The organism is Pseudomonas sp. NFACC46-3 (assembly GCF_900114515.1).
GTDB classification, from domain to species: Bacteria; Pseudomonadota; Gammaproteobacteria; order Pseudomonadales; family Pseudomonadaceae; genus Aquipseudomonas; species Aquipseudomonas fluorescens_Q.
The window spans coordinates 80,483-103,937 of the sequence record NZ_FOTH01000001.1 but is presented as its reverse complement, the minus strand read 5'-3'; the positions used below and the strand labels follow the sequence as shown (position 1 = coordinate 103,937).

Annotated in this window: 28 protein-coding genes; 16 read left to right on the top strand and 12 right to left on the bottom strand. The window is 61.8% G+C overall.

All coding sequences use genetic code 11. From position 1 onward, the window contains the following. Nucleotides 1-154 precede the first annotated feature (154 nt). From BM300_RS00505 to BM300_RS00495, 3 genes are all read left to right on the top strand, one after another. On the top strand, nt 155-784 hold the full coding sequence (locus BM300_RS00505; RefSeq protein ID WP_063321590.1) for a glutathione S-transferase family protein: 630 nt from the start codon (nt 155-157) through the stop codon (nt 782-784). A 78-nt stretch (nt 785-862) separates the two neighbouring features. Beyond that, entirely contained in the window at nt 863-1,783 is a 921-nt protein-coding gene (locus tag BM300_RS00500) for a LysR family transcriptional regulator (protein WP_063321589.1), read from the top strand. Next, nucleotides 1,783-2,688, top strand: a complete 906-nt coding sequence (locus tag BM300_RS00495) for a LysR family transcriptional regulator (RefSeq protein WP_092344831.1) — start codon at nt 1,783-1,785, stop codon at nt 2,686-2,688. Before BM300_RS00500 ends, BM300_RS00495 begins: the two co-directional genes overlap by 1 nt. Nucleotides 2,689-2,691: 3 nt before the next feature. On the opposite strand, the gene BM300_RS00490 is transcribed toward BM300_RS00495, so the two are convergent. After that, nucleotides 2,692-3,615 carry an AraC family transcriptional regulator gene (locus tag BM300_RS00490; protein WP_092461613.1) on the bottom strand — a complete coding sequence of 308 codons (924 nt, stop codon included), beginning with the start codon at nt 3,613-3,615 and terminating at the stop codon, nt 2,692-2,694. A 110-nt stretch (nt 3,616-3,725) separates the two neighbouring features. On the opposite strand from BM300_RS00490, the gene BM300_RS00485 reads away from it, so the two are divergent. The 3 genes from BM300_RS00485 to cynR all read left to right on the top strand — a co-directional run bounded on the left by BM300_RS00485 (nt 3,726) and on the right by cynR (nt 5,746). Next, on the top strand, nt 3,726-4,073 hold the full coding sequence (locus tag BM300_RS00485) for a carboxymuconolactone decarboxylase family protein (RefSeq protein WP_092165140.1): 348 nt from the start codon (nt 3,726-3,728) through the stop codon (nt 4,071-4,073). Between the two features lie 409 nt (nt 4,074-4,482). Further along, nucleotides 4,483-4,707 carry a hypothetical protein gene (locus tag BM300_RS00480; protein ID WP_092461611.1) on the top strand — a complete coding sequence of 75 codons (225 nt, stop codon included), beginning with the start codon at nt 4,483-4,485 and terminating at the stop codon, nt 4,705-4,707. A gap of 88 nt (nt 4,708-4,795) precedes the next feature. Beyond that, entirely contained in the window at nt 4,796-5,746 is a 951-nt protein-coding gene (gene cynR, locus BM300_RS00475) for a transcriptional regulator CynR (RefSeq protein WP_092461608.1), read from the top strand. A gap of 14 nt (nt 5,747-5,760) precedes the next feature. Here cynR and BM300_RS00470 read toward each other — a convergent pair whose 3' ends face one another. From BM300_RS00470 to cynS, 3 genes are all read right to left on the bottom strand, one after another. Then, entirely contained in the window at nt 5,761-6,420 is a 660-nt protein-coding gene (locus BM300_RS00470; protein WP_092461606.1) for a carbonic anhydrase, read from the bottom strand. Nucleotides 6,421-6,449: 29 nt separating this feature from the next. After that, complete coding sequence (locus tag BM300_RS00465) at nt 6,450-6,698, bottom strand: DUF2790 domain-containing protein (protein ID WP_092461604.1); 249 nt, start codon at nt 6,696-6,698, stop codon at nt 6,450-6,452. A 94-nt stretch (nt 6,699-6,792) separates the two neighbouring features. Next, nucleotides 6,793-7,260 (bottom strand): cyanase, encoded by a 468-nt coding sequence (cynS, locus tag BM300_RS00460; RefSeq protein ID WP_092461602.1) that lies wholly within the window; start codon nt 7,258-7,260, stop codon nt 6,793-6,795. A gap of 227 nt (nt 7,261-7,487) precedes the next feature. Here cynS and BM300_RS00455 point away from each other — a divergent pair, with 227 nt between their 5' ends. Beyond that, entirely contained in the window at nt 7,488-7,988 is a 501-nt protein-coding gene (locus tag BM300_RS00455) for a GNAT family N-acetyltransferase (RefSeq protein ID WP_170861991.1), read from the top strand. Between the two features lie 158 nt (nt 7,989-8,146). Here the strand turns inward: BM300_RS00455 and BM300_RS00450 are convergent, their stop codons facing one another. Then, nucleotides 8,147-9,376 (bottom strand): MFS transporter, encoded by a 1,230-nt coding sequence (locus tag BM300_RS00450; RefSeq protein ID WP_092461600.1) that lies wholly within the window; start codon nt 9,374-9,376, stop codon nt 8,147-8,149. 148 nt (nt 9,377-9,524) lie between these two features. Here BM300_RS00450 and BM300_RS00445 point away from each other — a divergent pair, with 148 nt between their 5' ends. Beyond that, entirely contained in the window at nt 9,525-10,457 is a 933-nt protein-coding gene (locus BM300_RS00445) for a LysR family transcriptional regulator (RefSeq protein ID WP_092462023.1), read from the top strand. 23 nt (nt 10,458-10,480) lie between these two features. Here BM300_RS00445 and BM300_RS00440 read toward each other — a convergent pair whose 3' ends face one another. Both BM300_RS00440 and BM300_RS00435 read right to left on the bottom strand, forming a co-directional pair. Then, on the bottom strand, nt 10,481-10,879 hold the full coding sequence (locus BM300_RS00440) for a VOC family protein (RefSeq protein ID WP_092344835.1): 399 nt from the start codon (nt 10,877-10,879) through the stop codon (nt 10,481-10,483). A gap of 91 nt (nt 10,880-10,970) precedes the next feature. Next, on the bottom strand, nt 10,971-11,927 hold the full coding sequence (locus BM300_RS00435; RefSeq protein WP_092461598.1) for a DMT family transporter: 957 nt from the start codon (nt 11,925-11,927) through the stop codon (nt 10,971-10,973). 74 nt (nt 11,928-12,001) lie between these two features. Here BM300_RS00435 and BM300_RS00430 point away from each other — a divergent pair, with 74 nt between their 5' ends. After that, entirely contained in the window at nt 12,002-12,856 is an 855-nt protein-coding gene (locus BM300_RS00430; protein WP_063321584.1) for a LysR family transcriptional regulator, read from the top strand. Nucleotides 12,857-12,911: 55 nt separating this feature from the next. Here the strand turns inward: BM300_RS00430 and BM300_RS00425 are convergent, their stop codons facing one another. Next, complete coding sequence (locus tag BM300_RS00425) at nt 12,912-14,618, bottom strand: amidase (protein ID WP_092142709.1); 1,707 nt, start codon at nt 14,616-14,618, stop codon at nt 12,912-12,914. A gap of 244 nt (nt 14,619-14,862) precedes the next feature. Here BM300_RS00425 and BM300_RS00420 point away from each other — a divergent pair, with 244 nt between their 5' ends. The 7 genes from BM300_RS00420 to BM300_RS00390 are packed head-to-tail and all read left to right on the top strand — an operon-like array spanning nt 14,863 to nt 21,156. Beyond that, a complete protein-coding gene (locus tag BM300_RS00420; RefSeq protein ID WP_092461596.1) occupies nt 14,863-15,540 on the top strand; it encodes a thermostable hemolysin in 678 nt (225 codons plus the stop codon). Continuing rightward, nucleotides 15,530-17,020 (top strand): AMP-binding protein, encoded by a 1,491-nt coding sequence (locus BM300_RS00415; RefSeq protein WP_092461594.1) that lies wholly within the window; start codon nt 15,530-15,532, stop codon nt 17,018-17,020. The genes BM300_RS00420 and BM300_RS00415 overlap by 11 nt, the downstream gene beginning before the upstream one ends. Beyond that, complete coding sequence (locus BM300_RS00410; protein ID WP_092461593.1) at nt 17,007-17,681, top strand: iron-containing redox enzyme family protein; 675 nt, start codon at nt 17,007-17,009, stop codon at nt 17,679-17,681. The genes BM300_RS00415 and BM300_RS00410 overlap by 14 nt, the downstream gene beginning before the upstream one ends. Further along, a complete protein-coding gene (locus tag BM300_RS00405; protein WP_092462021.1) occupies nt 17,668-18,477 on the top strand; it encodes an SDR family oxidoreductase in 810 nt (269 codons plus the stop codon). The genes BM300_RS00410 and BM300_RS00405 overlap by 14 nt, the downstream gene beginning before the upstream one ends. Next, nucleotides 18,474-19,118, top strand: coding sequence for a tetratricopeptide repeat protein (locus BM300_RS00400; protein ID WP_092141799.1), 645 nt, complete (start codon nt 18,474-18,476; stop codon nt 19,116-19,118). The genes BM300_RS00405 and BM300_RS00400 overlap by 4 nt, the downstream gene beginning before the upstream one ends. Nucleotides 19,119-19,129: 11 nt before the next feature. After that, a complete protein-coding gene (locus BM300_RS00395; RefSeq protein ID WP_092141796.1) occupies nt 19,130-19,792 on the top strand; it encodes a response regulator in 663 nt (220 codons plus the stop codon). After that, on the top strand, nt 19,789-21,156 hold the full coding sequence (locus BM300_RS00390; RefSeq protein ID WP_092141793.1) for a sensor histidine kinase: 1,368 nt from the start codon (nt 19,789-19,791) through the stop codon (nt 21,154-21,156). The genes BM300_RS00395 and BM300_RS00390 overlap by 4 nt, the downstream gene beginning before the upstream one ends. Nucleotides 21,157-21,201: 45 nt before the next feature. Here the strand turns inward: BM300_RS00390 and BM300_RS00385 are convergent, their stop codons facing one another. The 4 genes from BM300_RS00385 to BM300_RS00370 all read right to left on the bottom strand — a co-directional run bounded on the left by BM300_RS00385 (nt 21,202) and on the right by BM300_RS00370 (nt 23,448). After that, complete coding sequence (locus BM300_RS00385) at nt 21,202-22,293, bottom strand: ArsO family NAD(P)H-dependent flavin-containing monooxygenase (protein ID WP_092461591.1); 1,092 nt, start codon at nt 22,291-22,293, stop codon at nt 21,202-21,204. Nucleotides 22,294-22,388: 95 nt separating this feature from the next. Continuing rightward, on the bottom strand, nt 22,389-22,577 hold the full coding sequence (locus tag BM300_RS00380) for a YgaP family membrane protein (RefSeq protein ID WP_092141787.1): 189 nt from the start codon (nt 22,575-22,577) through the stop codon (nt 22,389-22,391). Continuing rightward, nucleotides 22,574-23,011, bottom strand: a complete 438-nt coding sequence (locus BM300_RS00375) for a DUF6691 family protein (RefSeq protein ID WP_092141781.1) — start codon at nt 23,009-23,011, stop codon at nt 22,574-22,576. Before BM300_RS00375 ends, BM300_RS00380 begins: the two co-directional genes overlap by 4 nt. A 2-nt stretch (nt 23,012-23,013) precedes the next feature. After that, on the bottom strand, nt 23,014-23,448 hold the full coding sequence (locus tag BM300_RS00370; protein WP_092461589.1) for a YeeE/YedE family protein: 435 nt from the start codon (nt 23,446-23,448) through the stop codon (nt 23,014-23,016). Between the last annotated feature and the right edge of the window lie 7 nt (nt 23,449-23,455).

Here is a 23,455-nt window from a genome sequence, read left to right as displayed (position 1 = left end):
TAACCGTACAGGCCACTAGGCTGACCGCCCGACTGTTTCACTGGATGAAATGCTGGATTGTAGAAGCTGGTTATTCCGCTGTCCGGGACAGGAGCAGAGGATAGCGCCATCGACGCGATCACCGCTTCGAGCCCAAAACAACATGGAGTACGTCATGTCTGAGAAAGCGATCAAACTTTATCGCCACCCGCTGTCGGGGCACGCCCATCGTGTCGAGCTGATGCTCTCGCTGCTTGGCTTGCCAACCGAGTTGATATTCGTGGACTTGATGAAAGGTGAGCACAAGACTCCGGAGTTTCTCGCCATCAACAGCTTTGGCCAGGTGCCGGTGATTGACGATAACGGCACCGTCCTGGCCGACTCGAACGCGATCCTGGTCTACCTTGCGACCAAGTATGGCAAGGGGCAATGGCTGCCCAGTGATTCGCTTGCCCAGGCGCGGGTGCAGCGCTGGCTGTCGGTGGCGGCGGGCCAGATCAACCAGGGGCCGGCCAACGCCCGGTTGATCACCGTGTTCGGCGCCGGCTATGACGCCGAAGACGCCATCAAGCGCTCCCATGCCCTGTTGAAGGTGATGGAGACGGAGTTGGGCCAAAGCCGGTTCCTGGCCGGTGAGCAACCAACCATCGCTGATGTGGCCGCGTACACTTACGTGTCCCATGCGCCGGAAGGCAACGTCGCGCTGACCGACTACCCGAATGTCCGGGCCTGGCTGGGCAGCATCGAAGCCTTGCCGAATTTCGTCGGCATGCAACGTACCGCCAAGGGCTTGCAGCAAGCCTGATTCAAACCGCGGGTGCTTGTCGGGGGGCATCTTCCGGCAAGTCCATTCAAGCCACGTGCCCTCAAGACTGGACCACCCATGGATCGCTTTCAGGAAATGCAGGTTTTCATGGCGGTGGCCGAGGAGGAAGGGTTCGCCGCTGCTGCCCGCCGACTGCGTATCTCCCCGCCAAGCGTGACGCGCGCCATTGCGGCGATGGAGGAGCGGATCGGCACCCAGCTGTTGTCGCGCACCACCCGCAAGGTGTACTTGACCGAAGCGGGGCAACGCTACCTGGAAGATTGCCGACGGATCCTGAGTGAGCTCGATGAAGCCGAGGAGGCTGCTGCCGGCAGTTATTCGATCCCCTGCGGGTATCTGACGGTCACCGCTCCGGTGCTGTTTGGCGAGCTGTACATCGCGCCTTTGCTGACGGATTACCTGGATCAATTTCCCTCGGTACACCTCAACGCCTTGTTGGTCGACCGCGTGGTGAACATCGCCGACGAAGGCATCGACGTGGCGATCCGCATCGGTCATTTGCAGGAAAACAATCAGCACGCCATCAAGGTTGGTGAAGTGCGCCAGGTGATTTGTGGCGCCCCGGCCTATTTCCAGCGACACGGACGGCCAACGCATCCTGGTGAGTTGAGCAAGGCCAACATCGTGATGTCTTCGGCCAGTCATTTGCTGAGCCACTGGCAGTTCATGGACGAGGCCAGTTCACTGAGCTTGCGCTTTGATCCACGCCTGGTGGTGACCGCGAATCAGGCGGCGATCAATATTGCCTGCCAGGGTTGGGGCGTCACCCGGGTCTTGTCCTATCAAGTAGCCCGGCAGGTCGCCGATGGGGAACTTGAGGTGGTGCTCAAGGCGTTCGAGCCGCCAGCGTTGCCGATTCACGTGGTGTATCAGAAGAGCAATCGAGTGCCGGCCAAGGTGCGCACGTTCGTCGACTTTCTCGCTGATCGGTTGGGGGACGACGTCACGCTCAAGCCTGTCGTAAAAGGCCTCGCCTGATGGCTCGCCACCATGAAATGCTGATGTTCCATGCACTGTCGCAGTGCCCCAGTCTCGCTTCGGCAGCCCAGCGCCTCAACGTTTCCGGACCGACCGTGATGCGTGCCATCGCTCGGTTGGAGGCGCGACTGGGTGTGCAGTTACTGTTGCGCAGCACGCGCGGGGTCGTGCTGACTGAGGCCGGGATCGGCTTCATGGCCGACTGTTCACGGATCCTCAGGGCGATTGACGAGGCCGAGGCATCGGCCAAGGGCTGGCATGTCCAGGCCCAAGGCAACCTGACGATCCTGTTGCCCTTGCTGTTCAGCCGCTATGTCATGGCCCCGGTGCTGGCCGGCTACATGGATCAGTACCCCGAGATCAGGATATTCGCCCACTACCACGATCGTTTTCCGAACATGCATGAGGAAGGGCTGGATGTGGCGGTGCTGGTGGGGCATTTGCCCAACTGCTCATTGATCGCACGACCGGTCGGCAGCGTTCGTTCACTCGTCTGCGCCAGTCCTGGCTACCTGGCGCTTCATGGTGAACCGGTTGTGCCGCAGGATCTGCACAATCATCGACTGATCGCCACGCAGGCCAACCAGGATTGGGTCCAGTGGCCTTTTCATCAGCCGGCCAGCGGCCTCAAGGCACGCACGCGGCTCAGCTGCGCCACGCTACAGACGGCCATCGATGCGGCGGCTCATGGGGCTGGGTTGATGCGCTGCTTGAACTATCCACTGCACGACTATCTGAACAGCGGACGCTTGCGCCGGGTCTTGCAACCTTATGAGCCGCCATCGATACCGGTTCATGTGGTCTACCGCGAAAGAAGCAAGGCGCCGATGCGCGTGCGCAGCTTCGTGGACTACATCGTCGAGCGCCTGCGCGAGCACCCGGCCCTGCGAGCGGATGTTTCTTGAGTATCAGCTCGCGCTTGGGCTCAGGATCCCGCGGCGCACGCGTCCTGGCGCCTCGCCGAAGACTTCCTTGAATTTCTTGCTGAACGCGGCCTGGGATTGGTAGCCGACCTGTACGGCGATATCGCTTAGTCCCAAGTGTGAATGGCTGAGCAGGCTGAAGGCCAACTCCATGCGTACTTGCGTCAACAGCACCCACGGCGAGACGCCGGCCACCTTGACGAATGCGCGCATGAAATTGGCCCGGGACATGCTCGCGATGTCCGCCAGGCCTTGGATGGTCCATGCGTGCGCAGGGTCTGCCAACATGGCCTGCCAGGACCGGCCCAGACGTTTATCGCCGAGCAGGGCCAGCGAGCCGCTGTCCTGTCCCTGGCTGGCCAGATGCGCACGCAGAATCAGGGTGAACAGTGCCTGTGACAGGGCATCGAGCAAGAAGCGCGCGCCGACCTTATCCCCATCCGCTTCTGCGCGCATGACCTCCACCAGCGCCGGCAACGGCCCATTGGCTGGTAATGCGCCGCTGGGAATCACCAGGTATTCGGGCAAGACACCGAACAGCAACGAAGCCCGGTTGAAGTGAAAGCCCCCACAAAGCATGTCCAGCTCCGCGCTGGCGCCGCCAATGCGATGAATCGGCAAGGTGCCCCCGGTCATGACCCGGGGTGAGGTCGGCGTTACCGTTTTGCCAGGGCTGTGCATGACGTGAGGGGCACCGCGCGGCAACAGCAGGATGTCGCCGGCGCGCATGGGCAAGCGCTGCCCATCGGCAAACTCGACGCGGCATTCACCGGCCAGCACGATGTGATAGGGGGCTGTGCCCAGGGCTTGCTGCCCGTGATCCAGGGCCCAGTCGCCCTGGAACTGACAGCGCAGGTCCAGGCTGCCGCGCACGTTGGCCAGGCTGATGAGTTTATCGATCGCATTCATTTGAGCGTTTCGCCAAAAAACCTGAGCGCATTGAGCAAACCCGAGTGGCGCCAGGGTGAAAAACTGAGGGCGTCAAAACAGTACACCCAACCCACTCAGGAGTTAATGCCATGTTCAATAACTGGTCCGAATTGTTGCCCACCATTCAGAAAGCCTTTGGCGCGCTGGGCCGCAGCAACCCGAAAATGGTCAAGGCCTATATGGCGCTAGGGGAAGCCGCCAGCGAAAACAATGTACTCGATGCCAAGACTCGCGAACTGATCTCGATCGCCATCGCCGTCACCACTCGCTGCGACGGCTGCATCGCCGCCCACACGGACGCGGCGATCAAGGCCGGCGCGAGTCGCGAGGAGGTCGCAGCGGCCCTGGCAACTGCGATTTCGTTGAATGCGGGCGCGGCCTACATCTACTCGCTGCGGTCGCTTGAAGCGTATGACACGCTGCAAAAGCCGGCGTGATTCATAGCCGATCCCAAGCCCCGGTTGCCTCAACGACACCGCAATGCTGTTCATTGAAGAAAAATGATGGACCTGTGGCGAGGGAGCTTGCTCCCGCTCGGCTGCGAAGCAGTCGTAAACCGGCGGGTGCGGTGTGTCTGATGCTCCGCATTTGGCAGGTTTTGGGGCCGCTTCGCGGCCCAGCGGGAGCAAGCTCCCTCGCCACGGCTTTGTCGACTGCCTTAAGTGAACAGCATTGCAACGGCACCGGGGCTTTTTTTGGCTGCCCGAGGCGATTGTTTCAGATGGCGCAATCAAGTCATCCGACTCCTGGGCATTCTCTAAAAACTGTTCGCCAGTGAAACTGATCCCAGAAGCGAACGACCGTTTCGGGTCGTCGCAGCGTTCTCCCTTCTCCAGGAGATTTCCCATGATCGACGTCACCTGCACCGGCAACCCTTGGTCGGACACCTCTGTCGCGATTCATCAAGAATACGAAGGCGGATTCCTGTTGCCCCAGTTGATGGGCGCCCTGGCCAGCGAGTCCTCAGCACCGGTTTCTAACGTCCTGTGCCAGCCGCGTACGAACGGCGCCATGCTGGTGAAGGCGAGCGCTTTTGTGATGCGGGTGCTGAGGCTGACGTCGACCCGCTAAACGCAACGCTGAGCCCGTGGCGGATGTGGACGCGACATGTCCCCTATACAATGCATCGCAATTACCCAAGCTCCAGGTGGTGGTTCCGATGTTGCTACGTCACTTGCGCTATCTGTTGGCGGTCGCTGACCATGGTGGTTTCACGCGTGCCGCCGAGGTGCTGCACGTGTCGCAGCCGACCCTGTCACAACAGATCCGGCAGTTGGAAGACACCCTCGGGGTGAGTCTGTTCGACCGCACGTCTCGCACGGTCAGGCCCACGGATGCCGGGGCGGCCTATATCGAATGCGCCCGGCGGGTGCTGGTGGAGCTGGCCGCCGGCAAGCGCGCGCTGCACGACGTCAAGGACCTGTCCCGCGGTAGCTTGAGGCTGGCCATGACCCCGACGTTCATGGCTTACCTGGTCGGGCCGCTGGTGCGTGACTACCGCGCGCGATACCCGAATATCCATCTGCAAATCTTCGAATTGTCGATGGTTGATATCGAGGAGGGCTTGGCGAATGACACGTTAGACATCGCCATCGCATTCGATCAGGTCAGGAGCGCCGATATCGAATCGATCCCGGCGTTCACCGAAACCCTGGGGCTGATGGTGGGGCGCAATCACCCGTTGTATGACTGCCAGGCCGCGCTGACGGCTGAGCAGGTCGGGCAACTGGAGTTCGCCTTGTTGAGCCCGGACTTTGCCACCCGTACGTGCATCGACGACTACTTCGTCCAGGCTCGGATCACGCCCAAGGTGAGCATTGAGGTCAATTCGGTCAGCACGTTGCTGGAAGTGATCGGGCATTCGGCCGTCGCCACCATTCTTCCGGAACCCATCGCCACCCAGGAGCGCGCGCTGCGCAAGCTGGCGCTGCAGGACGCGGCGCCCCGGCGTGGAGCTTCGTTGTTGCGGCGCAAGAACAACTATCACAGCGCGGCGTCTGTGGCTTTCTTGGAGACACTGTTGCACGGGGTGGATGGCTTTGGGGCCGCTGCGCAGCCCAGCGGGAGCAAGCTCCCTCGCCACCGTGATCGAGGTGGGCAACGGCCCTAGACCAGGCAGCACCCTCAAGCGGCAGTCGCCGTCCGGGCCGGTACGGCACACGCCTGGGGGTTGTCCGCCAAGGACCTGAAGCTGCGATTGTCGGTGTCCAGGGCGTCGATGGAGCCGGTCTCGATGTCATAGACCCAGCCGTGCAGGTTGAGCAAGCCTTTCTCCTGGGCCAGCCGCACGCTCGGGTGCGTCTGGATGTTCGCCAATTGGGCGATGACGTTTTCACGCACCATCGAACTGGCTTTCGCCGCGTCATCGACGTGAGACCGTGATTCATTGATGACCCGTGCCGACTCGGCGTGTTGCAGCCAACCGCTGACCGCCGGCAAGTGATTCATGCAGGCGCATTTGGCGACGGCGGTCATGGCGCCGCAATCGGAATGACCACAGATCACGATATCCCTCACGCCCAGCACCGCGACGGCATATTCCACCGTCGCTGAAACGCCGCCTGGGTGCGGGCTATAGGACGGCACGATGTTGCCGGCATTACGGATCACGAACAGTTCGCCGGGTTCCTGCTGGGTCAGCAGCTCCGGCACAACGCGGCTGTCGGAACAGGTGATGAACAACGTGCCCGGGTGTTGCGTGGTGGCCAGGTGTTTGAACAGGTCCGTGCGTTGTGGAAAGACCTCTTGCTGGAACTTCAGGAAACCTTCGATCAGCGCTTTCATGCTGCTTGCCTCCAATGAATAGGGTGTTATCAGTTTGTGCAGCCGTTGCCGATCAGGCTGTATTCAAGAACGTTGGTTTCACCTTGGGAATCGCGATAGGTCATTTGCACTGGCGTCGGACCGCAGACATCGGCGGGGGTGGTGATATTCAACACCTGGGCGATGTCCAGATGCATGCCGTAGGCATAGGAAACGACCTCCGCAGGTGCGGTGGATGGTTGGGCATGGGCCGACAGCGAGGCGGTCAGCGACAGGGTCAGAAACAGGAATTTTTTCATGAGTCATGCTCCACGCAAGAATGAGTAGTGAGTTCAAATCAGCAATAAGTTGTTTGCAGCGAAGCCCCAGGTTCGCCTGGGGCCAGCGGGACGATCAGAACGGACGCAGGGGCAGGAACTTGCCGTCCAGCGTGATCACCGCACGCGAGCCGCCTTCAGGGTCTTCGACTTTCTTGATGTCGAGCTTGAAGTTGATCGCGCTGATGATGCCGTCGCCGAACTGCTCATGAACCAGGGCCTTGAGGGTGGTGCCGTAGATCTGGATCATTTCGTAGAAGCGATAGATCGTCGGATCGGTCGGCACGCCAGCGAGGCTGCCGCGCAGGGGAATGATCTGCAGACGGGCGACCGAGTCAGCGGTCAGGTCGAGCTTCTCGCCAATCACCTTGGCCGCGTGTTCCGGCAATGGATGCTGGCCGAGCAGGGCGGCGGTGACGTAGGCAAGGCTCAGGCCGGTGCCATCGGCCAAGTCCTGCCAGGACAGGTGCTGGCGTGCCTTGGCATCCAGCACTTCGGTGGTCAGGGCCCGGCTGATGTCGTTGTAGGCGTGGGACTGTTGCATGGCGTAGCTCCTATCGGTTTGGATCGGGTTGATGTCGCTTGGTTGAAGCCATCATCTGCCGCTTTAGCTATAGCGTCCAAGACCGATATGCAATGCAATGTATTGGTGTTTCCTATGGGTTGGGGCCCATGTTGTCGAGGGATAAATCCTGTAATTGTTGACCTGTACTAATCTGTTGGCAGGCACGGTAGAAGTAGTCATTTAACTAGCCAGCAGAGATATCACGAATGACGAATCATGAAACCGATGTAGGCAGAGCCAATGAGGCCGACCTGGACGGGATCCTGGAGCTTCAGGCCGCGAATCAGATGGCCCGCGGCGGCTCGCTTTCTGCGAGCCTGCCAAGGGCCCGTGTGGCAGCGATGATGCAGGAAATGCCTCTGATTGTTGCGCGTCGAGAGGATCGTATCACCGGCTTCCTGATGACTACTACGCGGGCGATGAATGCCGACCTGCCGATCGTACAAGCGATGTTCGCCGCTTATCATGGAGCGCCGGATGCCTATGTCTATGGCCCGATTTGCGTGGGCGAGGCGGAGCGTGGCAAGGGTTTGGCCCAGCGAATGTTCGCGGAGCTCCGGCGACTCGAGCGGGGGCGTGAAGGTATTCTTTTCATACGCAAGGACAATGAACCCTCGCTCCGTGCGCATTTGAAAATGGGTATGAAAGAAGTTGCTTCCTTTCCATTCAATGGGTTCGATTTTGCCGTTTACTCGTACATCGGTTAGACACGGAAAGCACCGATAGTCGATCACCTGAGCGGCAGAAAGAGCGCGGTAATGCCTTGATCGCTTCGCCGTTAGGCACGATGGGTTGGTCCCCGCACATAAATCCAGGCGATAGTGTTCCGATGGCGTGGTGCGCGGGTCGGCGTGAAAGACTTGTATCACATCTTGGCCGGCGACTTGATCAGCCGGCCAGTTCCCAGGAAATAAAACACACCACCGGCAACAATGAACAGGGCGAGCATGTAGAAGATGTAGTGAGGTGGCTGCGTTGCCAATACGACGCCACACAGCACCGGCCCGGAGGCGGCGCCGAGGTTGCCGAGATTCTGCGCAGCGTAGTACATGCCGCGCAGGTGGTCGGGCGCGATGTTGTCGATGAACATGTATTCAGTGGGGAAGACGATGATCTCTCCGACCGTGAACACCGCCATGGCGATCACCCAGAGCAGGAGGGTATCGGCCACGGCGAAGCCGGCCAAGCCGAGGATGAACAGACTCAGCCCCGCTGCCAGCCACAGGTTCAGATGCCGGTGGGAAATCTTTCGGCCAATGACGTATTGCAGGCTGATCACCATCAGCGCGTTGGTCGTCACAAGGGCGCTGATGATGCGGTAGGTGGACTGCGCTGTTGTAGTGACCACCAGGTACTGGGAGAGATAGGCCGTGAACTGGCCGAAGACCACCGCGCTGAGCAGGCCGCCGAGGGTGAAGCACACTAAGCGGTAATCGCGCAGCAGAAGCTTGCCCACGGCCAGGAAGGGAACGGGTTTAGCGCTTTCGCGAGCCAGCTCGCTCCTACAGTGGCTCGCATCGACGACCGCCAGGTCCCTGTCGCCCCAGACAAAATAAACCAGGCAGAACCCGGCACCCAGCATGCAGGACAATAGAAATGGCAAGCTGATGTCCAGATCGGCTATTCCCGCCCCGAGAAATGGCCCAACGGCATAGCCGATGTTGGTCAGGGTGTATTTGATCGAGAACGCTTCGCTGCGCTCGGCCACCGCGAGCAAGCTGCCGAATCCCGCCTTGACCGCGATATCGATGACGGCATAGGCCAGGTTGATCAGCACCAGGCAGCTGTAGAACAGCCAGAGATCGCGAGCCAGAAACGTTCCGAGAAACCCCGCCGTGAATAATCCGCTGAACACCAGAATGAGTCGGTAGCCGGACACGTTGTCCACCAGGAATCCACCGTAGAGGCTCAACAGGGAACCGATGATCAATGTGCTGCCGATCACCAGGCCGATGTCGGCAACGTTCAATCCAAAGTTGCCCGACAGGTAGATGACCAGGTAGGGCAGTGTGATTGCCCGGGACAGCGTCAGGATGAGTGACGCCGAGAGCAGCAGATTGACTGACGCGGGGTAGTTTTTAAGGGTGGCGAGCATCCTTGCCTCATACGACCGGAGATGTTTATAGGGAGCAGCGTCGTCGCGCGGACGGACACACGGCAGCCAAGCTTACTGAGGAAGCCAGTTCTGATTTATGATGCTTTTTCTCCAGTTAATTGAATTCAGTTCATGAATAAGGATGTCCATGTTTTCCTCGGAGCGATTGAAGGGGATCGATGTATTTGTCTGTGTCGCCGAGTCCGGCAGCTTCAAGGCTGCCGCTGAGCGGATGAGCCTGACCAGTTCTGCGATCAGCAAAAGCGTTGCTCGCCTGGAGAGCCGACTTGGGGTTCGACTGTTCGAACGTACGACTCGACGTGTTTCGCTGACGGATGCAGGACGCGCCTTTCTTCGTACCTGCACAGGCGTGCTCGCCGACCTGGAAGAGGCTGAGTGGTCGCTGCACGCTGAAAACACCGAGCCACGTGGCAGGGTTCGGATCGACCTTCCGGGCGCCTTCGGCCGATCCCAGGTGCTGCCTATCGTCTTGCGATGCCTGCAGGACTTCCCGCAACTGGTGCCACACCTTTCCTTCTCCGACGGTTTTATCGATCCTGTGCAGGAAGGCGTGGACATCGTGATCCGTTTGGGAGGCGCGGACATTTGGCCGGCCACGTGGGGGCATCGCCACCTTGGCAGCGAATGGCATATTTTCTGTGCGTCCCCTGCGTATCTGGCCAGGCATGGCACGCCCCTGATCGACCTCGATCTGGAACATCACCAGTGCATCGCCTACGGTTGGCCGGATGGAAACGTCAGCCCCTGGAATTTTGCCGGGCATCGGGGCGAAACGCTCACGAAACAGGTCTCGCCAACGCTGGTGGTGGGCGATGGCGAGGGCCTGGTGATTGCGGTATTGGCGGGTTACGGTATTGCCCAATTACCGTCCTGGTTGGTCCAGCGGCAACTGGATGAGGGGACGTTGGTTGAAGTGCTGCCGCAGTGGGCAACCGATGGAATGGCGATCAATCTTGCCTGGCAGAAAAACCGTGGGACGCTTCCCAAGGTCGCGGCTTTATTGGACGTGCTGACGGCCAGTTTGGCTCAGACGGCAGCAGGGCGGGCGCAACGACTCTAGAAGTTCTGCCTGTGGTGCCACGACTAAGTCGACACCGAATCATGGCAACAGACACAAAGCTTGTTGCCATCGAGATCTCGAAAGTAGGCGCCGTAATAGTCGGGGTGGTAGTGGGGTCTCAAGCCAGGTTCTCCCTCACACGTCCCGCCCAGTGCCAGCGCTGTCGCGTAGCTGTTCCTCACGGCTTCCCGGTTGGGCGCAAGCAGAGCCACCATTTGTCCGTTGCCGGGTTCGTGCATCTTGTCGTCAAAGGGTTTTCCAATCACGAAAATGGGACGAGGTGAATGCTCGGCAATCCAGCCCGCCCAGCCTTTGTGGGCGTCGCTAAATTTCAATGTCAGGCCCAGCCCGGTCATGATTTTTGAATAGAACACGAAGGCGCGATCAAAATCGCCGATACCTAGAAACACGTGCGAGATCATAATGGCTACCGTTTTGCCTGTGGGCGTGAGGGTTGTTTGAAATTCCAGCCTACGCTGCCACAGGCATCATCCCGCTGCCAAGTCCGGGCGGTTAGCGCTTCGGCTCAGACGCCGGACGCCTGGCCTGCCGGGCTTCGGTGCCGACGACCAGCCAGATGCCAATCCCGGACACCGCCATCCCCGCCACCATCTGCCATGAAAGCGGTTCGTCGAACATGACCCAGGCCCAGAGCATCGTAAAGGGCGGGCTGAGGTACAGGACGCTGGCGACCCGGGTGGCGGTCGCGCGGCGCAGACACAGCCAGTAGAGCCCATAGCCGCCCATCGTCGACAGGCCCGCAGTCCACAAGACGCTCAGTGCAAAGCCGGTGCTGGGTATCGGGGCGAGGCTGCCATGGGCGGCTTCGACCAGGGCGAAGGCCAGGCCCGAAACGCAGCATTGCAGCCACAGGTTAGGCAACAGGCCCAGTGATTGCGCGCAGGGTAGGTATTTCTGCCACAGAGTCGCGACGGCGAGCGAGAGCATGCCAAGCAGCGGCAGGCCATAGGCCCACCAGGGCGCGTTGCCCCACGCCAGCGCGCCTTGGGTCACCAGCATGACGCCGAGCAGGCCGATAAGTAGGCCGGCCCAGACCTGCCAGGCCAGTCGTTGCTTGAGTACGCTCGCAGCCAACAGCGCCAGGCCCATCGGCAGCAGATCAGCGACTAGCGCGGCCAGGCCCGCCGGCACACCCAGCGCAATGCCTTGGGTGATACCGGCCAGGTAGCCCGCCATCGCCAGCAGGCCGATGCCGGCATTTTTCAACAGCACGACGGGCGAGGTTCGGCGCAGCGCTCTGGCGACGAAGGGCAACAGGACGAGTGTGACCACGACGCAACGCCAGAACACCACCAGCAATGCTGGCGCATAATCAATGGAAAAACGCGCGCCAACGAAGCCGGAGCTCCACGTCAGCAGCAACGCGGCTTCGAGCAGTGGCAATGGAATCAGCCAGTGCCAGTCGGGCTTGGGCAGTGAAGGGCAGCTCATCGATTTAGTCGGGTTCATGACCACAGGCTACGAAACCGACGTAATCTAATAAATCAAAATGTAATGCATCAGTACTTCACGAAGATTGAATCATGACGGCCATACTCGATATCGACTTGATCCGTACCTTTCATGCGGTGGCGCGAATCGGCAAATTCAGTGCGGCGGCAGAACAACTGCACAAAAGCCCGGCGGCGGTCAGCGTGCATATTCAGCGCCTGGAGGCGGTCGCTGGCGGGCGTTTGCTCAACCGGGACAATCAATCGGTATCCCTCACCGCGTTGGGCAAGCGTCTGCTCGTGGCGACGACGGAACTGCTGAGCACCCATGACCGGGTGCTGGCCGATCTGCACGGAGCCCGGCTGGCGGGACGCATTACGTTGGGGGTGCCGGATGAATACGCCGAGCATGTCATCCGCGACATCCTCCCGGCCTTCGCCGCCGCATGGCCCAACGTGGTGCTGGAACTCAAGACCGCGCCAAGCTACGCGTTACGTGACCTGGTGCAGCGCGGCCAGCTCCAGGCAGCGGTTGTTGTGCAGCCGAAGGGGCAGGCCAGTGCTGGAGGGCAAGTGCTGGTTTCCACCACGCCGGTCTGGGTTGGCCCGGTCCACACGACGATGGCCCCGATGGCGCCACTGCCGTTGGCGGTGCATGCGGCGCAATGCCCTTATCGGCAAGCGATGATGGAGGCCCTCAGGCAAAGCGGCCGCAGGACCCGAGTCGTTCTGGAAAGCCCCTCCAACCAGGCCGTCAAGGCGTGTGTGGAAGCGGGGTTGGCGGTCAGCCTGATAGACCGTGCGCGCGTGACAGATGCCATGCAGATCCTCGAAGGCCTTCCGGTCATCAAGGAGCACGAGGTGGTGTTCATGCGAGCCCAGGCGTCACACGGCGATGAGGCGGTGAACCTGCTTTCCCGTGCGATGCAACAGTATTTCCGGCTGTAGAAGCGGTCTAGGGACTGCTGCGCAGCCCCAAGACAAGACCGAGCCTACTAAACGATCAAGCCGACAGCGGCGGCGTCCGCGGCGGGATCAGGCGTTTTGAACCGATCGATTCGAACGCCGAAGCCAGTCGCAATAACGTCGAATCGTCATAGGCGCGGCCAGCGAATGTCAGCCCGACGGGCATGCCGATATCCGCCATGATACCCATCGGCACGGTGACCGTAGGCACGCCCAGATGGCGGATGGCAAGGTTGCCGTTGGCGACCCAGACCCCATTGCTCCAGGCGATATCGGCAGATGCCGGGTTGACGTCCGCATCCGCCGGCCCGACGTCGGCGACGGTCGGGAAGATCACCGCGTCCAGGCCCAGCCGCTCCATCCAGTCCTCCAGATCGATTCGACGTGTCTGTTCAAGCCCACGCAGGCCGTCGGGCAGGGTCGGGATCTGGTCCCACGGCGTGATGCCCCGCTGGGCCATCTTCACGTACTCATCCATGCCGGCCGCCAGATCATCCTCCCGGTTGGGCAGGGTGCCCGGGTCGTGGGGGAAGATCTTCGGTCCGTCGACGTCGGCCAGGCGATTCAACTTCGGATCGCCGTTGGCCCGCAGGAAGTCATCGAATGCCCAGGCCGACAGGTCCCACAATTCATGGTGCAGGAACTCTTTGGAAACCAGGCCGCGGGTGAATACCGTAGGTGCGCCAGGACGATCGCCCTCGCAGTTGGACACCAGGGGGAAATCCACCTCGACCACTTCGGCGCCACAGGCCTCAAGCGCCTTGCGCGCTTGCTCCCAGAGCTCGATCACCGAGGCGCGGGTGATGATTCGCTGCCCCGTCGGGCCGCCGATGCCGGGGGCTTGGGCCGTGCCCGCCTCAGGGTCGGCGTTGATGTACATCCGAGGAACGCCGAACCGAACGCCTGCCAGCGCACTTGGGTTGCTGGCAAGGCTCGGATACGAGGCCGGACGAACTGAATCAACGCTCGGAATCGGCACCCAGGGTTGCAGGCGCCACAGGTCGCCACGGGTGTCCGGGTCCTCGGCGACCACCACGTCCAGCACTTCGAGCAGGTCGGCCATAGTCCTGGCAAAGGGCACGACGACGTCCATCGTCGGCGTCAACGGCCAGTTGCCACGCACCGAGATCACCCCGCGCGACGGCGTATACGCGCACAAGCCATTGTTCGACGCTGGACCGCGCCCGCTCGACCAGGTTTCTTCGGCAAGGCCGAACGCCGCGAAACTGGCGGCGGTTGCCGTGCCCGCACCGTTCGAGGAGCCGGAGGCAAACGGCGCGGTGAGGTAGTCGCCGTTGTACGGGCTCTCGGCACGGCCATACACCCCGCGCTGCATGCCGCCGTTGGCCATGGGCGGCATGTTGGTCTTGCCCAGGCAGATCGCCCCGGCGGCGCGAAGCCGTTCGATGGTGAACGCATCGCGATAAGCAACCAGGTCCTTGAACGCCGGGCTGCCGGAAGCGGCAGTGAGCCCCTTGACCAGGTAACTGTCCTTGGCCGTATAGGGAATGCCGTCAAGCGGCCCCAGGGTCTGGCCGCTGGCCCGACGGGCATCGCAGGCCTGGGCCTCTTTCAATGCATCGGGGTTGCGCACCACCACCGCGTTGAGGGCTGTGGGCGTGTCGGGGCCGTCGTAGGCATCAATCCTGGCGAGGTAGGCCTGGACAAGCGCCACCGCGGTCGTCTGGCCCGACTCCAGCGCAGCGCGCAATTGGCCAATGGAGGCTTCGGTGATTTCGATCATGCTGTTAGCGCCGCGGCAGAGGGATTGCGGGGTGTTCGGTTCCATTGAAGCTGCTCCTGAGACTTCAGGTCATCTCAAAGTGGATATTTATCGGACTTGCGCACTGTACTACGGAATAGCGATCAGGGGCAGTCGGGTTTTGACCGCACTGTCTCTCGAACGAGCGAAAATTTGCCACCTTCAGACTTCGTTAAGAAACGGCCTCGATACTTTCTCCCAATAGCCCGAGGGAGAACGTTGACCCATGCCCGATTTCGACTGGAACATCCACCTGCCGCTGGCCTTCGGTGATGCCGGCCCGCCGGTTCGGCACTTGCACCGGGCCTTGCCGGGACAAGCCCGGCGAGCTGAGTTCGAGGCGTTCATCCAGCAGCGTTTTCGCCAGGTCCACGGTGCCGATATTCGTCACTTCATGCCGGAGCTGTTCGGGCTCGACGATGTCCATGGCACGCTCTGCGCAGCCGCTGGCGTGCGCCGGGCCGCCCAGGGGCCGCTGTTCCTCGAACATTATCTGGACAGTCCCATCGAGCCTTTGATCAGTGCCGCCGCCGATCGAATGGTGGACCGCGCTGGCATCGTCGAGGTTGGCAACCTGGCCGCCAGCGACACGGGCAGCGCCCGGCTGAGCATCATAGCGATCACTTATCTGTTGGCCATGGGCGGCCTGGAGTGGGTTGCGTTCACTGGCAACATCGGCCTGGTCAACAGCTTCCATCGCCTGGGCCTCAAGCCTGTGACGCTGTGCCCGGCAGACCCGCAGCGCCTCGGCGAAGACCGTCATCTCTGGGGCCGCTACTACGAGAGCCAGCCGTGGGTTCACGTTGGAAACATCCGCGCCGGTTTCATTCATCTGCGCAATACCGGCGTGTTCAATCGCCTGGGACTGCCGACGGACCTCGGAGAAACCAGCCATGTCGCCTGAAATGGAACGCTTCAAGCGCACTCTGCGTGGTCATGCCGAGCGCAGGGGCCATGCCGTGGCACTGTGGGGCGACGGCTCGCAGCTCGACTACGCGACACTTTATTCCGAAGTGGTGTACCGCCAGCAACGCTTGCGCGATGAACACATCAGTGTTGTCGCCCTGGCTCTGGATAACGGCATCGAAGCGATGCTCTGGGACCTTGCCGCCCTGTTCGAAGGGCTGACCTGCGTCATCCTGCCCGGGTTTTTCAGCCAGGCTCAACGTCGGCACTGCCTGGAGCAGAGCCAGGCCGAGCGAGTGATTGCCGAGCCCGCATTCGAAGCGCAACTGCAAGCTGCCGGATACCAGCACCGTGGCGAGTTCTGGCGACGGCACTTCGACGGACCGAGCCGTCTGCCGGCAGGCACCGCCAAGCTGACGTTCACCTCTGGCACCACCGGCACGCCGAAGGGCGTCTGCCTGAGCGCCGACAGCCTGTTGCGGGTGGCCCGCGAACTGGAGCAGGCCAGCCAACCGGTCGAGGCCAGGCATCACCTGGCGTTACTGCCCCTGGCGATTTTGCTGGAAAACCTTGGCTGCTACGCGGCGTTGTATGCCGGCGCCATGCTGAGCCTGCCCAGCCAGAAAACCCTCGGCATCCAGGGCGCCAGTGGGGTCGACCCGACCCGGCTGCTGGGATGCCTGGCCGAGCGTCGGGCGCAGAGCCTGATCCTGGTTCCGCAGCTGCTGCTGATGTTGGTCATGGCTGCCGAACAAAAGATGTTCAACCCGCACATCGTGCGATTCGCCGCCGTTGGCGGGGCACGGGTGTCCCACGATTTGTTGCAGCGGGCCCAGCGTGTTGGCCTGCCGGTGTTTGAAGGCTACGGGCTGTCGGAATGCGCCTCGGTGGTCTGCCTCAATCGGCCACAGGCTCATCGCGCCGGCAGTGTCGGCCAGCCGCTGCCCCATGTGGAGATCCGCTTGGCCGATGATGGCGAAGTCCTGATCAAGGGTTCGATGCTGCTCGGTTACCTGGGTGAGCCACCGCATGCCAGCGAGTGGTGGCCCAGCGGCGACCTGGGTGAGTTCGACGAAGACGGTTTCCTTTACCTGCGCGGTCGCAAGAAGCACCAATTCGTCACCAGTTTCGGTCGCAACGTGAACCCCGAATGGGTTGAAGCCGAACTCACCCAGGGCGGTGACATTGCCCAGGCCTTTGTCTATGGCGAAGCCATGCCGCACAACCATGCACTGCTCTGGCCCGCCCGGGCCGACTGCACGGATCAAACGCTGGAGCTGGCCGTGGCCAAGGCCAACGACACGCTGCCCGACTACGCGCGGGTCCATCGCTGGACGCGCCTGGACCAACCCTTCAGCGCTGCCAACGGCATGCTCACCGCCAATGGCCGGCCACGCCGGGAGGCCATCGTCGAGCATTACCGCGCGCAGCTCACTTCATCTGTCTTGTCCGAGGAATCCCCACATGAGTTTTTTTGACACGTTGCAAGAAGCCACCCAGCAAGAGCGCCAGGCGCTGTTCAATCTGCCGATCATCCGCGACGCCCTCGACGGCCAGGTCAGCCTCGCCAGTTACCGGGGTTTCCTGATCCAGGCGTATTACCACGTGCGCCACACCGTACCGCTGATGATGGCTTGCGGGGCGCGCCTGCCAGCGCATTTGGAATGGCTGCGCAAGGCCGTGTGTGAATACATCGACGAAGAGTACGGCCACGAGCAATGGGTGCTGGATGACATTGCTGTGTGCGGTGGCGATAAGGAAGCGGTGCGCAACGGTCAGCCGTCGTTGCCCATTGAGCTGATGGTCAGTTACCTCTACGACTTGATCGCCCGAGGCAACCCGGTGGGCCTGTTCGGCATGGTCAATGTGCTGGAAGGCACCAGTATCGCTCTGGCGACCCACGCCGCCGACAGCATCCGGCAGCGCCTGGAGTTGCCACCCACGGCGTTCAGCTACCTCAGCTCCCATGGTTCGCTCGACATCGAGCATATGCAGACCTATCGCGGCTTGATGAACCGACTGGAGGATCCGGCGGACCAGGCTGCGGTAATCCGTGCTTCCAAGGTGGTGTACCGGTTGTACACCGACATGTTCCGCGGCCTGCCGCGTGACGGGGAGCATGAACTTGCGCTTGTGTGATGCGCGTGTCGTGCTCACCGGCGCCAGCGGCGGAATCGGCCAGGCCATCGCCGCCGCCTTGTGCGCCAGTGGTGCGCGGGTGCTGGCCGTGGCCAGGCATCACGAAGCCTTGCAGCCGTTGCTGGAGCGTTATCCGCAGCACTTGAGCTGGGTCGAAGCCGACCTGACCTTCCTCGTCGACCGGCGCAAAGTACTGGTCGCCGCCGAGGCTCTGGGCGGTATCAACCTGCTGATCAATGCCGCCGGCGTGAACCACTTCGCCATGCTCGAACAACTCGACGACAGCGAGATCAACGCCATGCTGGCGCTGAACATCAGCGCGCCGATTTGCCTGACCAAACTGCTCTTGCCACTGCTCAAGCAGGCTGACAGTGCGATGGTGGTCAACGTTGGCTCGACCTATGGATCAATCGGCTACCCGGGCTATGCCAGCTACTGCGCCAGCAAGTTTGCCTTGCGCGGTTTTTCCGAAGCCTTGCGCCGGGAGTTGGCCGATACCCGTGTCGGGGTGCTCTACGTAGCGCCCCGGGCCACCCGTACCTCGATGAACAGCCCGGCGGCCGATGCGCTCAACCAAGCCCTCAAGGCCAACGTCGACGACCCGAAAACCGTGGCTGCGGCGGTGATCCACGCGATTATCGGCGACCGACGCGAGTTGTATCTGGGCTGGCCCGAACGCTTTTTTGTCGGCCTCAACAGCCTGCTGCCCAACCTGGTGGACCGTGGCCTGCGCAAGCAATTGCCATTGGTGCGCCGTCTCAGTCACAAACCCGAAAACGAGCATCTCAAGCCATGAAAAAAATCCTCGCTTGCCTGTTGATCGGCACCCTGAGCCAAAGCGTCTGGGCGTTGGAGGCGGCCGACCAGCAACGTCTCAGCGACATCCAGCAGAGTTGGGCCCATATTCAATATGAAGTGCCCGAAGGCCAACGTGCCGATGCGTTCGAAAAACTCGCCGTCCAGGCCTCGGCGTTCAAGCAGGAGCGCCAATCGGTGGCCGAAGCGTGGATCTGGTCTGGCATCGTCAACAGCAGTTGGGCCGGCGCCAAGGGTGGGATCGGTGCACTGGGCAAGGTCAAGGATGCCAAGGGCGACCTGGAAAAAGCCCTGACCCTGGACCCCAAGGCCCTGCAAGGCTCGGCCTATACCAGCCTCGGCGCACTCTACGACCGGGTGCCGGGCTGGCCCCTGGGTTTCGGCGACTCGGACAAGGCCGGGCAATTGCTCCAGCAGGCGTTGCAACTCAACCCGAACGGCATCGACAGCCTGTACTTTTGGGGCGATCACCTCTACCGTCAGAAGCGCTATAGCGAAGCCAAGGCAGCGTTGCAAAAAGCCTTGCAGGCAGCACCGCGGCCGGGTCGGGAAACGGCTGATGCCGGGCGTCGCAAGGAGATCGACGCTTTACTGGTGGATGTGAACAAGCAACTGAACTGACAGGAGCGGATGTGCGTTTATTACTGATCGAGGATGACGTGGCCCTGGGCGAGGGCATCCATCAGGCCCTGAGTCGCGAAGGTTATACCGTCGACTGGGTGCAGGACGGCAGCAGCGCCTTGCATTCGTTGCTCAGTGAAGCGTTCGACCTGGCGGTGCTCGACCTGGGCCTGCCACGCATGGACGGCCTGCAAGTGTTGCGGCGCTTGCGTGACAGTGGCTCCAACCTGCCGGTGCTGATCCTCACTGCCCGCGATGCCACCGAGGATCGTATCGCCGGGTTGGACGCCGGGGCCGACGATTATCTGGTCAAGCCCTTCGATCTGGCGGAACTCAAGGCCCGGCTACGGGCCTTGTTGCGCCGCAGCGCCGGTCGCGCCCAAGCGTTGATCGAACATGCCGGCATCAGCCTGAACCCAGGTACCCAGCAAGTCAGTTACCAAGGCAAGCCGGTGGCCCTGACGCCCAAGGAGTATCAGTTGCTCCATGAGCTGCTCTCGCCGCCGGGTCGCGTCATGACTCGCGATCATCTGATGCAACTGCTCTACGGCTGGAGCGAGGAGGCCGAGAGCAACACGCTGGAAGTGCACATCCATCACCTGCGCAAGAAATTCTCCACCGACCTGATCCGCACCATTCGCGGGGTCGGATACCTGGTGGAGGAGCGTCGATGAGTTCGATCCGGCGTCGCACCCTCACGTTGATTCTTGGCCTGCTGTTCCTTGGTTTGTTGATCATCACCGTATTCAACCTGCATGACAGCAACCACGAAATCGCCGAGGTCTACGATGCCCAGTTGGCGCAGAATGCCCGGCTATTGCAGGGCGTGATGCGCATGCCGATGGCGAGCAAGGAGCACGCCGAACTGTATCAGGCGTTCAATTCGGCATTGGGGCAGGCAGCGCCCAAAGTCGACGGTCATCCCTATGAAAGCAAGATCGCTTTCCAGGTCTGGAACTCACAAGGTTCGGTGTTGGTGCATACGTCCAGCGCACCGTCGTTCACCTCACCGCCGAGCGCGCCAGGCTTCAGTGAGGTCGTGGACCAGAAAAACCGTAAGTGGCGGGCGTTCGTCCTCGACGACGCGCAATACGGCTTGAAGATCTGGGTGGGCGAGCGCGACGACGTGCGTGCCGACCTGGTCGACCGCATTGTTCGTCACACCGTCGTACCCAACTTGATCGGCAGTGTGGTGCTTGCGGCCGTGATCTGGCTGGCCATCGGCTGGGGGCTCAAACCCCTGGTCGATATGGCGGCGAAGTTGCGGGCCAGGCATCCCGGCTCACTGGAACCCCTGCAAATGATGCCGCTCCCTACGGAGCTTGAGCCCATGCAGGCGGCCCTCAACCGCGTCTTGGCGCAGATCCAGGAGGTGATGGGCCGTGAGCGGCGTTTCATTGCCGACGCCGCCCATGAAATGCGTACGCCGTTGGCCGTGCTGCGGGTGCATGCACAGAACCTGATGGAGGCGGGGAGCGAGCAAAGCCGTCGCGAGTCCCTGGAACACCTGATCGCTGGCGTCGATCGCACCACGCGTTTGGTCAATCAGCTGCTCACCATGGCGCGACTCGAACCGCAGGCAGGTGTGCCGACGCCTGCGGTCATCGACCTGGCCGCCACGGTTCGTGCGAGCCTGGTTCAGCTGACGCCCTGGTTGTTGAGCAAGGGGCTCGAGCCGGTGCTGGATGTCAGCGATGACATCGGCCCGGTTCGAATCGACCCGGTGGCCATCGACATCGCCTTGAACAACCTTGTGACCAATGCGGCCAATTTTTCGCCGGCCAACGGCACGATCACCGTACGCCTGGCCAGGAAGGGCGATCACTACGAGCTGTCAGTCGAAGACCAGGGGCCGGGTATCGACGAGGCCGAGCGTGAGCGGCTCTTCGAGCGGTTCTACAGCCGCGGCAATGACCAAGGGGCGGGGTTGGGGCTGACGATCGTACGCACCATCGCGGATCGTCTGGGAGGGCACATACGCCTGGAGAATCGCACCGAGGGTGGGCTGTGCGCGACCTTGGAAATAGGGCGCTTCTAAGCGATTTTCCGCTGCCATGACAGGTGGCCGGTCCCGTGCGTTGCTTCAAGCAGGCGCATCGGCCATGGATTGCCGGGCGAGAAAGTCGACTATCTCGCCAACCGTGCTGCGTGCCGTGCGTGTAACGCCGATCAGGGTGGCGGAAGCCGACCCCGTCCACTCGCCGTAGCCGACCAGCCACAGCCTGGGCTCTCGTATCGAGCGGGTGCCCTCGACCTCCACACGGCCGTCGTTGTTGAGCACCCCCAGCGCATCCAGATGCTGTAGGGCGGGCCTGAATCCGGTGCACCAGATCACCACGTCCACGGCTGATTCGCGGCCGTCGGCCCAGATCACGCCGTTGCGGGTAAAGCGCTCGAAAGGCCTGACGGCCTGAAGGACGTTGCGTTCACGGGCCTCGACCACCGGCGGCACCATGACGATGTCACCCAACCCTCCCACGGGTTGGTCGATGACGCGACCTTCCTGCTGGGCCTTCCAGCGCTCGGTGGCGCGCTCGAACAACACGCGCCCATCGACCTTGTCAGGAAGGAACAGTGGTTCGATGGGGGTGACCCAAGTGGTCTCGGCGATTTTCGATACCTCGGCCAGAATCTGTGCCCCTGAATTGCCGCCGCCCACCACCAGGACTTTCTTGCCGGCGAACGGGGCCGCCTCGACATAGTCCGCCGAATGCAGTTGCTGGCCGGCGAACAAGGCCGCATCAAGATAGCGAGGGATGTAGGGGTTGCTCCAGGTGCCCGTTGCGCTGACCACGACCCGGGCATCCCAGTGCTTGTCCGTGGCATATACGCGCAAGCCCGTTTCGGTGGGTTCCACACGGGTGACCTGTACCGGTCGCACCACGGGGAATCCATAGCGCTGTTCATACTGCGTGAGGTAGTCGACCACATGGTCTCGCGACGGATAGCCATCCTGTGAGGGGGGCATCATCCAGCCGGGGATCGAACTCCAGGTCGCCGGGGAAAAGAGTCGCAGCGAGTTCCAGCCATGCCGCCAGGCACCACCGGGTCCCTCCTGGGCATCGAGGATGACGAACGACAGAGGCGTGCGCCGCAGGAAATAGGCCACCGCCAAGGCTGCTTGGCCCCCGCCGATGATGACTACGTCAAATGTCTCGGGCTGTGAGCAGGGCATGGCGGCGAATCCTTTGGTTGAGGGAGCCCGTTGCAAGGCTCCAAGAGGGGCTTGCAACGTCAATGGCCACTCCAGGAGAAAGGCCGTTGTACGCTTCAGCAACGTTTGCAGGTCTTGATGCCCAATAACGAATAGAGCGGACAGAAGCGAAAGATACCCGTGGCCAGTGGCACCAGGCCAATCCAGCCCCAGGCGCCGATCGAGCCCGTCAGGGCCAGAATTATAAGGACAAGCCCCACGGCAATACGTGCGCCCCGGTCAATGGTTCCAATGTTGGCTTTCATGACAATCTCCCGATCAATTGATCGCGCCGGGTTTCCAGCACGGTGAACAGCAACATGCCCGCCAACATGGCCAGCATGAACACAATGGCCTGCCAGTGTCCGGTCAGCAGGATGGCCACGGCGGGGCCAGGACAGATGCCGGCAATGCCCCAGCCGATGCCGAACACCAGGCTGCCACCGATCAGGCGTGGGTCCAGTTCTCGCTTGACCGGCAACTGCATGGGGCTGCCCAGCAGCGAATGAGTCTGTTGGCGTGCCCAAGCCAGGGGGACGATGGCGGTGCCAATCGCTCCGATCATCACCAGCGCCAGGGACGGATCCCAGGTGCCGGCCAGGTCCAGGAAACCCAACACCTTTTTCGGGTTGGCCATGCCCGCCAGGAGCAGCCCGAAACCAAAGAGCAGGCCGGCGATGAATGCCGTCAGTTTGCGCATGTTCAAACCCCCATCACGTGACGCAGGACAAATACCGTGGCGAAACCGCTGAGCATGAAACACGCGGTGGCGACTATCGAGCGCGGTGACAGGCGCGATAGGCCGCACACGCCATGGCCACTGGTGCAGCCCGAACCGTAACGAGTGCCGACACCCACCAACAGGCCCGCGACAGTGAGGCCGAACCAGCCGTTCTGGAACTCGATCGGCGGCAAGGTGGCAAACACGCCCCATACCAGCGGCGCGACGAGCAGGCCCAGGAGAAACAGGGCCTTTTCGCCCACCCCTTCGCTGCGTCGCTGCAGCAGGCTGCCGATCAGCCCGCTGATGCCGGCGATCCGGCCGTTGGCGACCACGAACAGGCCGGCCGCCAGGCCAATCAGCATGCCGCCGGCCAGGGATGACCACGGCGTGAAGTTGAGCCAGTCGAGATTCATCAGCGTT

Coding starts and splice junctions, on each gene's coding strand:
- BM300_RS00485 (WP_092165140.1), top strand. CDS start 3,726: ATGTTCAATAACTGGTCCGAATTGTTGCCCACCATTCAGAAAGCCTTT.
- BM300_RS00385 (WP_092461591.1), bottom strand. CDS start 22,293: ATGCCCTGCTCACAGCCCGAGACATTTGACGTAGTCATCATCGGCGGG.
- BM300_RS00415 (WP_092461594.1), top strand. CDS start 15,530: ATGTCGCCTGAAATGGAACGCTTCAAGCGCACTCTGCGTGGTCATGCC.
- BM300_RS00380 (WP_092141787.1), bottom strand. CDS start 22,577: ATGAAAGCCAACATTGGAACCATTGACCGGGGCGCACGTATTGCCGTG.
- BM300_RS00410 (WP_092461593.1), top strand. CDS start 17,007: ATGAGTTTTTTTGACACGTTGCAAGAAGCCACCCAGCAAGAGCGCCAG.
- BM300_RS00470 (WP_092461606.1), bottom strand. CDS start 6,420: ATGAAAGCGCTGATCGAAGGTTTCCTGAAGTTCCAGCAAGAGGTCTTT.
- BM300_RS00490 (WP_092461613.1), bottom strand. CDS start 3,615: ATGAATGCGATCGATAAACTCATCAGCCTGGCCAACGTGCGCGGCAGC.
- BM300_RS00370 (WP_092461589.1), bottom strand. CDS start 23,448: ATGAATCTCGACTGGCTCAACTTCACGCCGTGGTCATCCCTGGCCGGC.
- BM300_RS00465 (WP_092461604.1), bottom strand. CDS start 6,698: ATGAAAAAATTCCTGTTTCTGACCCTGTCGCTGACCGCCTCGCTGTCG.
- BM300_RS00445 (WP_092462023.1), top strand. CDS start 9,525: ATGTTTTCCTCGGAGCGATTGAAGGGGATCGATGTATTTGTCTGTGTC.
- BM300_RS00440 (WP_092344835.1), bottom strand. CDS start 10,879: ATGATCTCGCACGTGTTTCTAGGTATCGGCGATTTTGATCGCGCCTTC.
- BM300_RS00375 (WP_092141781.1), bottom strand. CDS start 23,011: ATGCGCAAACTGACGGCATTCATCGCCGGCCTGCTCTTTGGTTTCGGG.
- BM300_RS00435 (WP_092461598.1), bottom strand. CDS start 11,927: ATGAACCCGACTAAATCGATGAGCTGCCCTTCACTGCCCAAGCCCGAC.
- BM300_RS00495 (WP_092344831.1), top strand. CDS start 1,783: ATGGCTCGCCACCATGAAATGCTGATGTTCCATGCACTGTCGCAGTGC.
- cynR (WP_092461608.1), top strand. CDS start 4,796: ATGTTGCTACGTCACTTGCGCTATCTGTTGGCGGTCGCTGACCATGGT.
- BM300_RS00450 (WP_092461600.1), bottom strand. CDS start 9,376: ATGCTCGCCACCCTTAAAAACTACCCCGCGTCAGTCAATCTGCTGCTC.
- BM300_RS00425 (WP_092142709.1), bottom strand. CDS start 14,618: ATGATCGAAATCACCGAAGCCTCCATTGGCCAATTGCGCGCTGCGCTG.
- BM300_RS00505 (WP_063321590.1), top strand. CDS start 155: ATGTCTGAGAAAGCGATCAAACTTTATCGCCACCCGCTGTCGGGGCAC.
- BM300_RS00430 (WP_063321584.1), top strand. CDS start 12,002: ATGACGGCCATACTCGATATCGACTTGATCCGTACCTTTCATGCGGTG.
- BM300_RS00480 (WP_092461611.1), top strand. CDS start 4,483: ATGATCGACGTCACCTGCACCGGCAACCCTTGGTCGGACACCTCTGTC.
- BM300_RS00420 (WP_092461596.1), top strand. CDS start 14,863: ATGCCCGATTTCGACTGGAACATCCACCTGCCGCTGGCCTTCGGTGAT.
- BM300_RS00390 (WP_092141793.1), top strand. CDS start 19,789: ATGAGTTCGATCCGGCGTCGCACCCTCACGTTGATTCTTGGCCTGCTG.
- BM300_RS00500 (WP_063321589.1), top strand. CDS start 863: ATGGATCGCTTTCAGGAAATGCAGGTTTTCATGGCGGTGGCCGAGGAG.
- BM300_RS00455 (WP_170861991.1), top strand. CDS start 7,488: ATGACGAATCATGAAACCGATGTAGGCAGAGCCAATGAGGCCGACCTG.
- cynS (WP_092461602.1), bottom strand. CDS start 7,260: ATGCAACAGTCCCACGCCTACAACGACATCAGCCGGGCCCTGACCACC.
- BM300_RS00400 (WP_092141799.1), top strand. CDS start 18,474: ATGAAAAAAATCCTCGCTTGCCTGTTGATCGGCACCCTGAGCCAAAGC.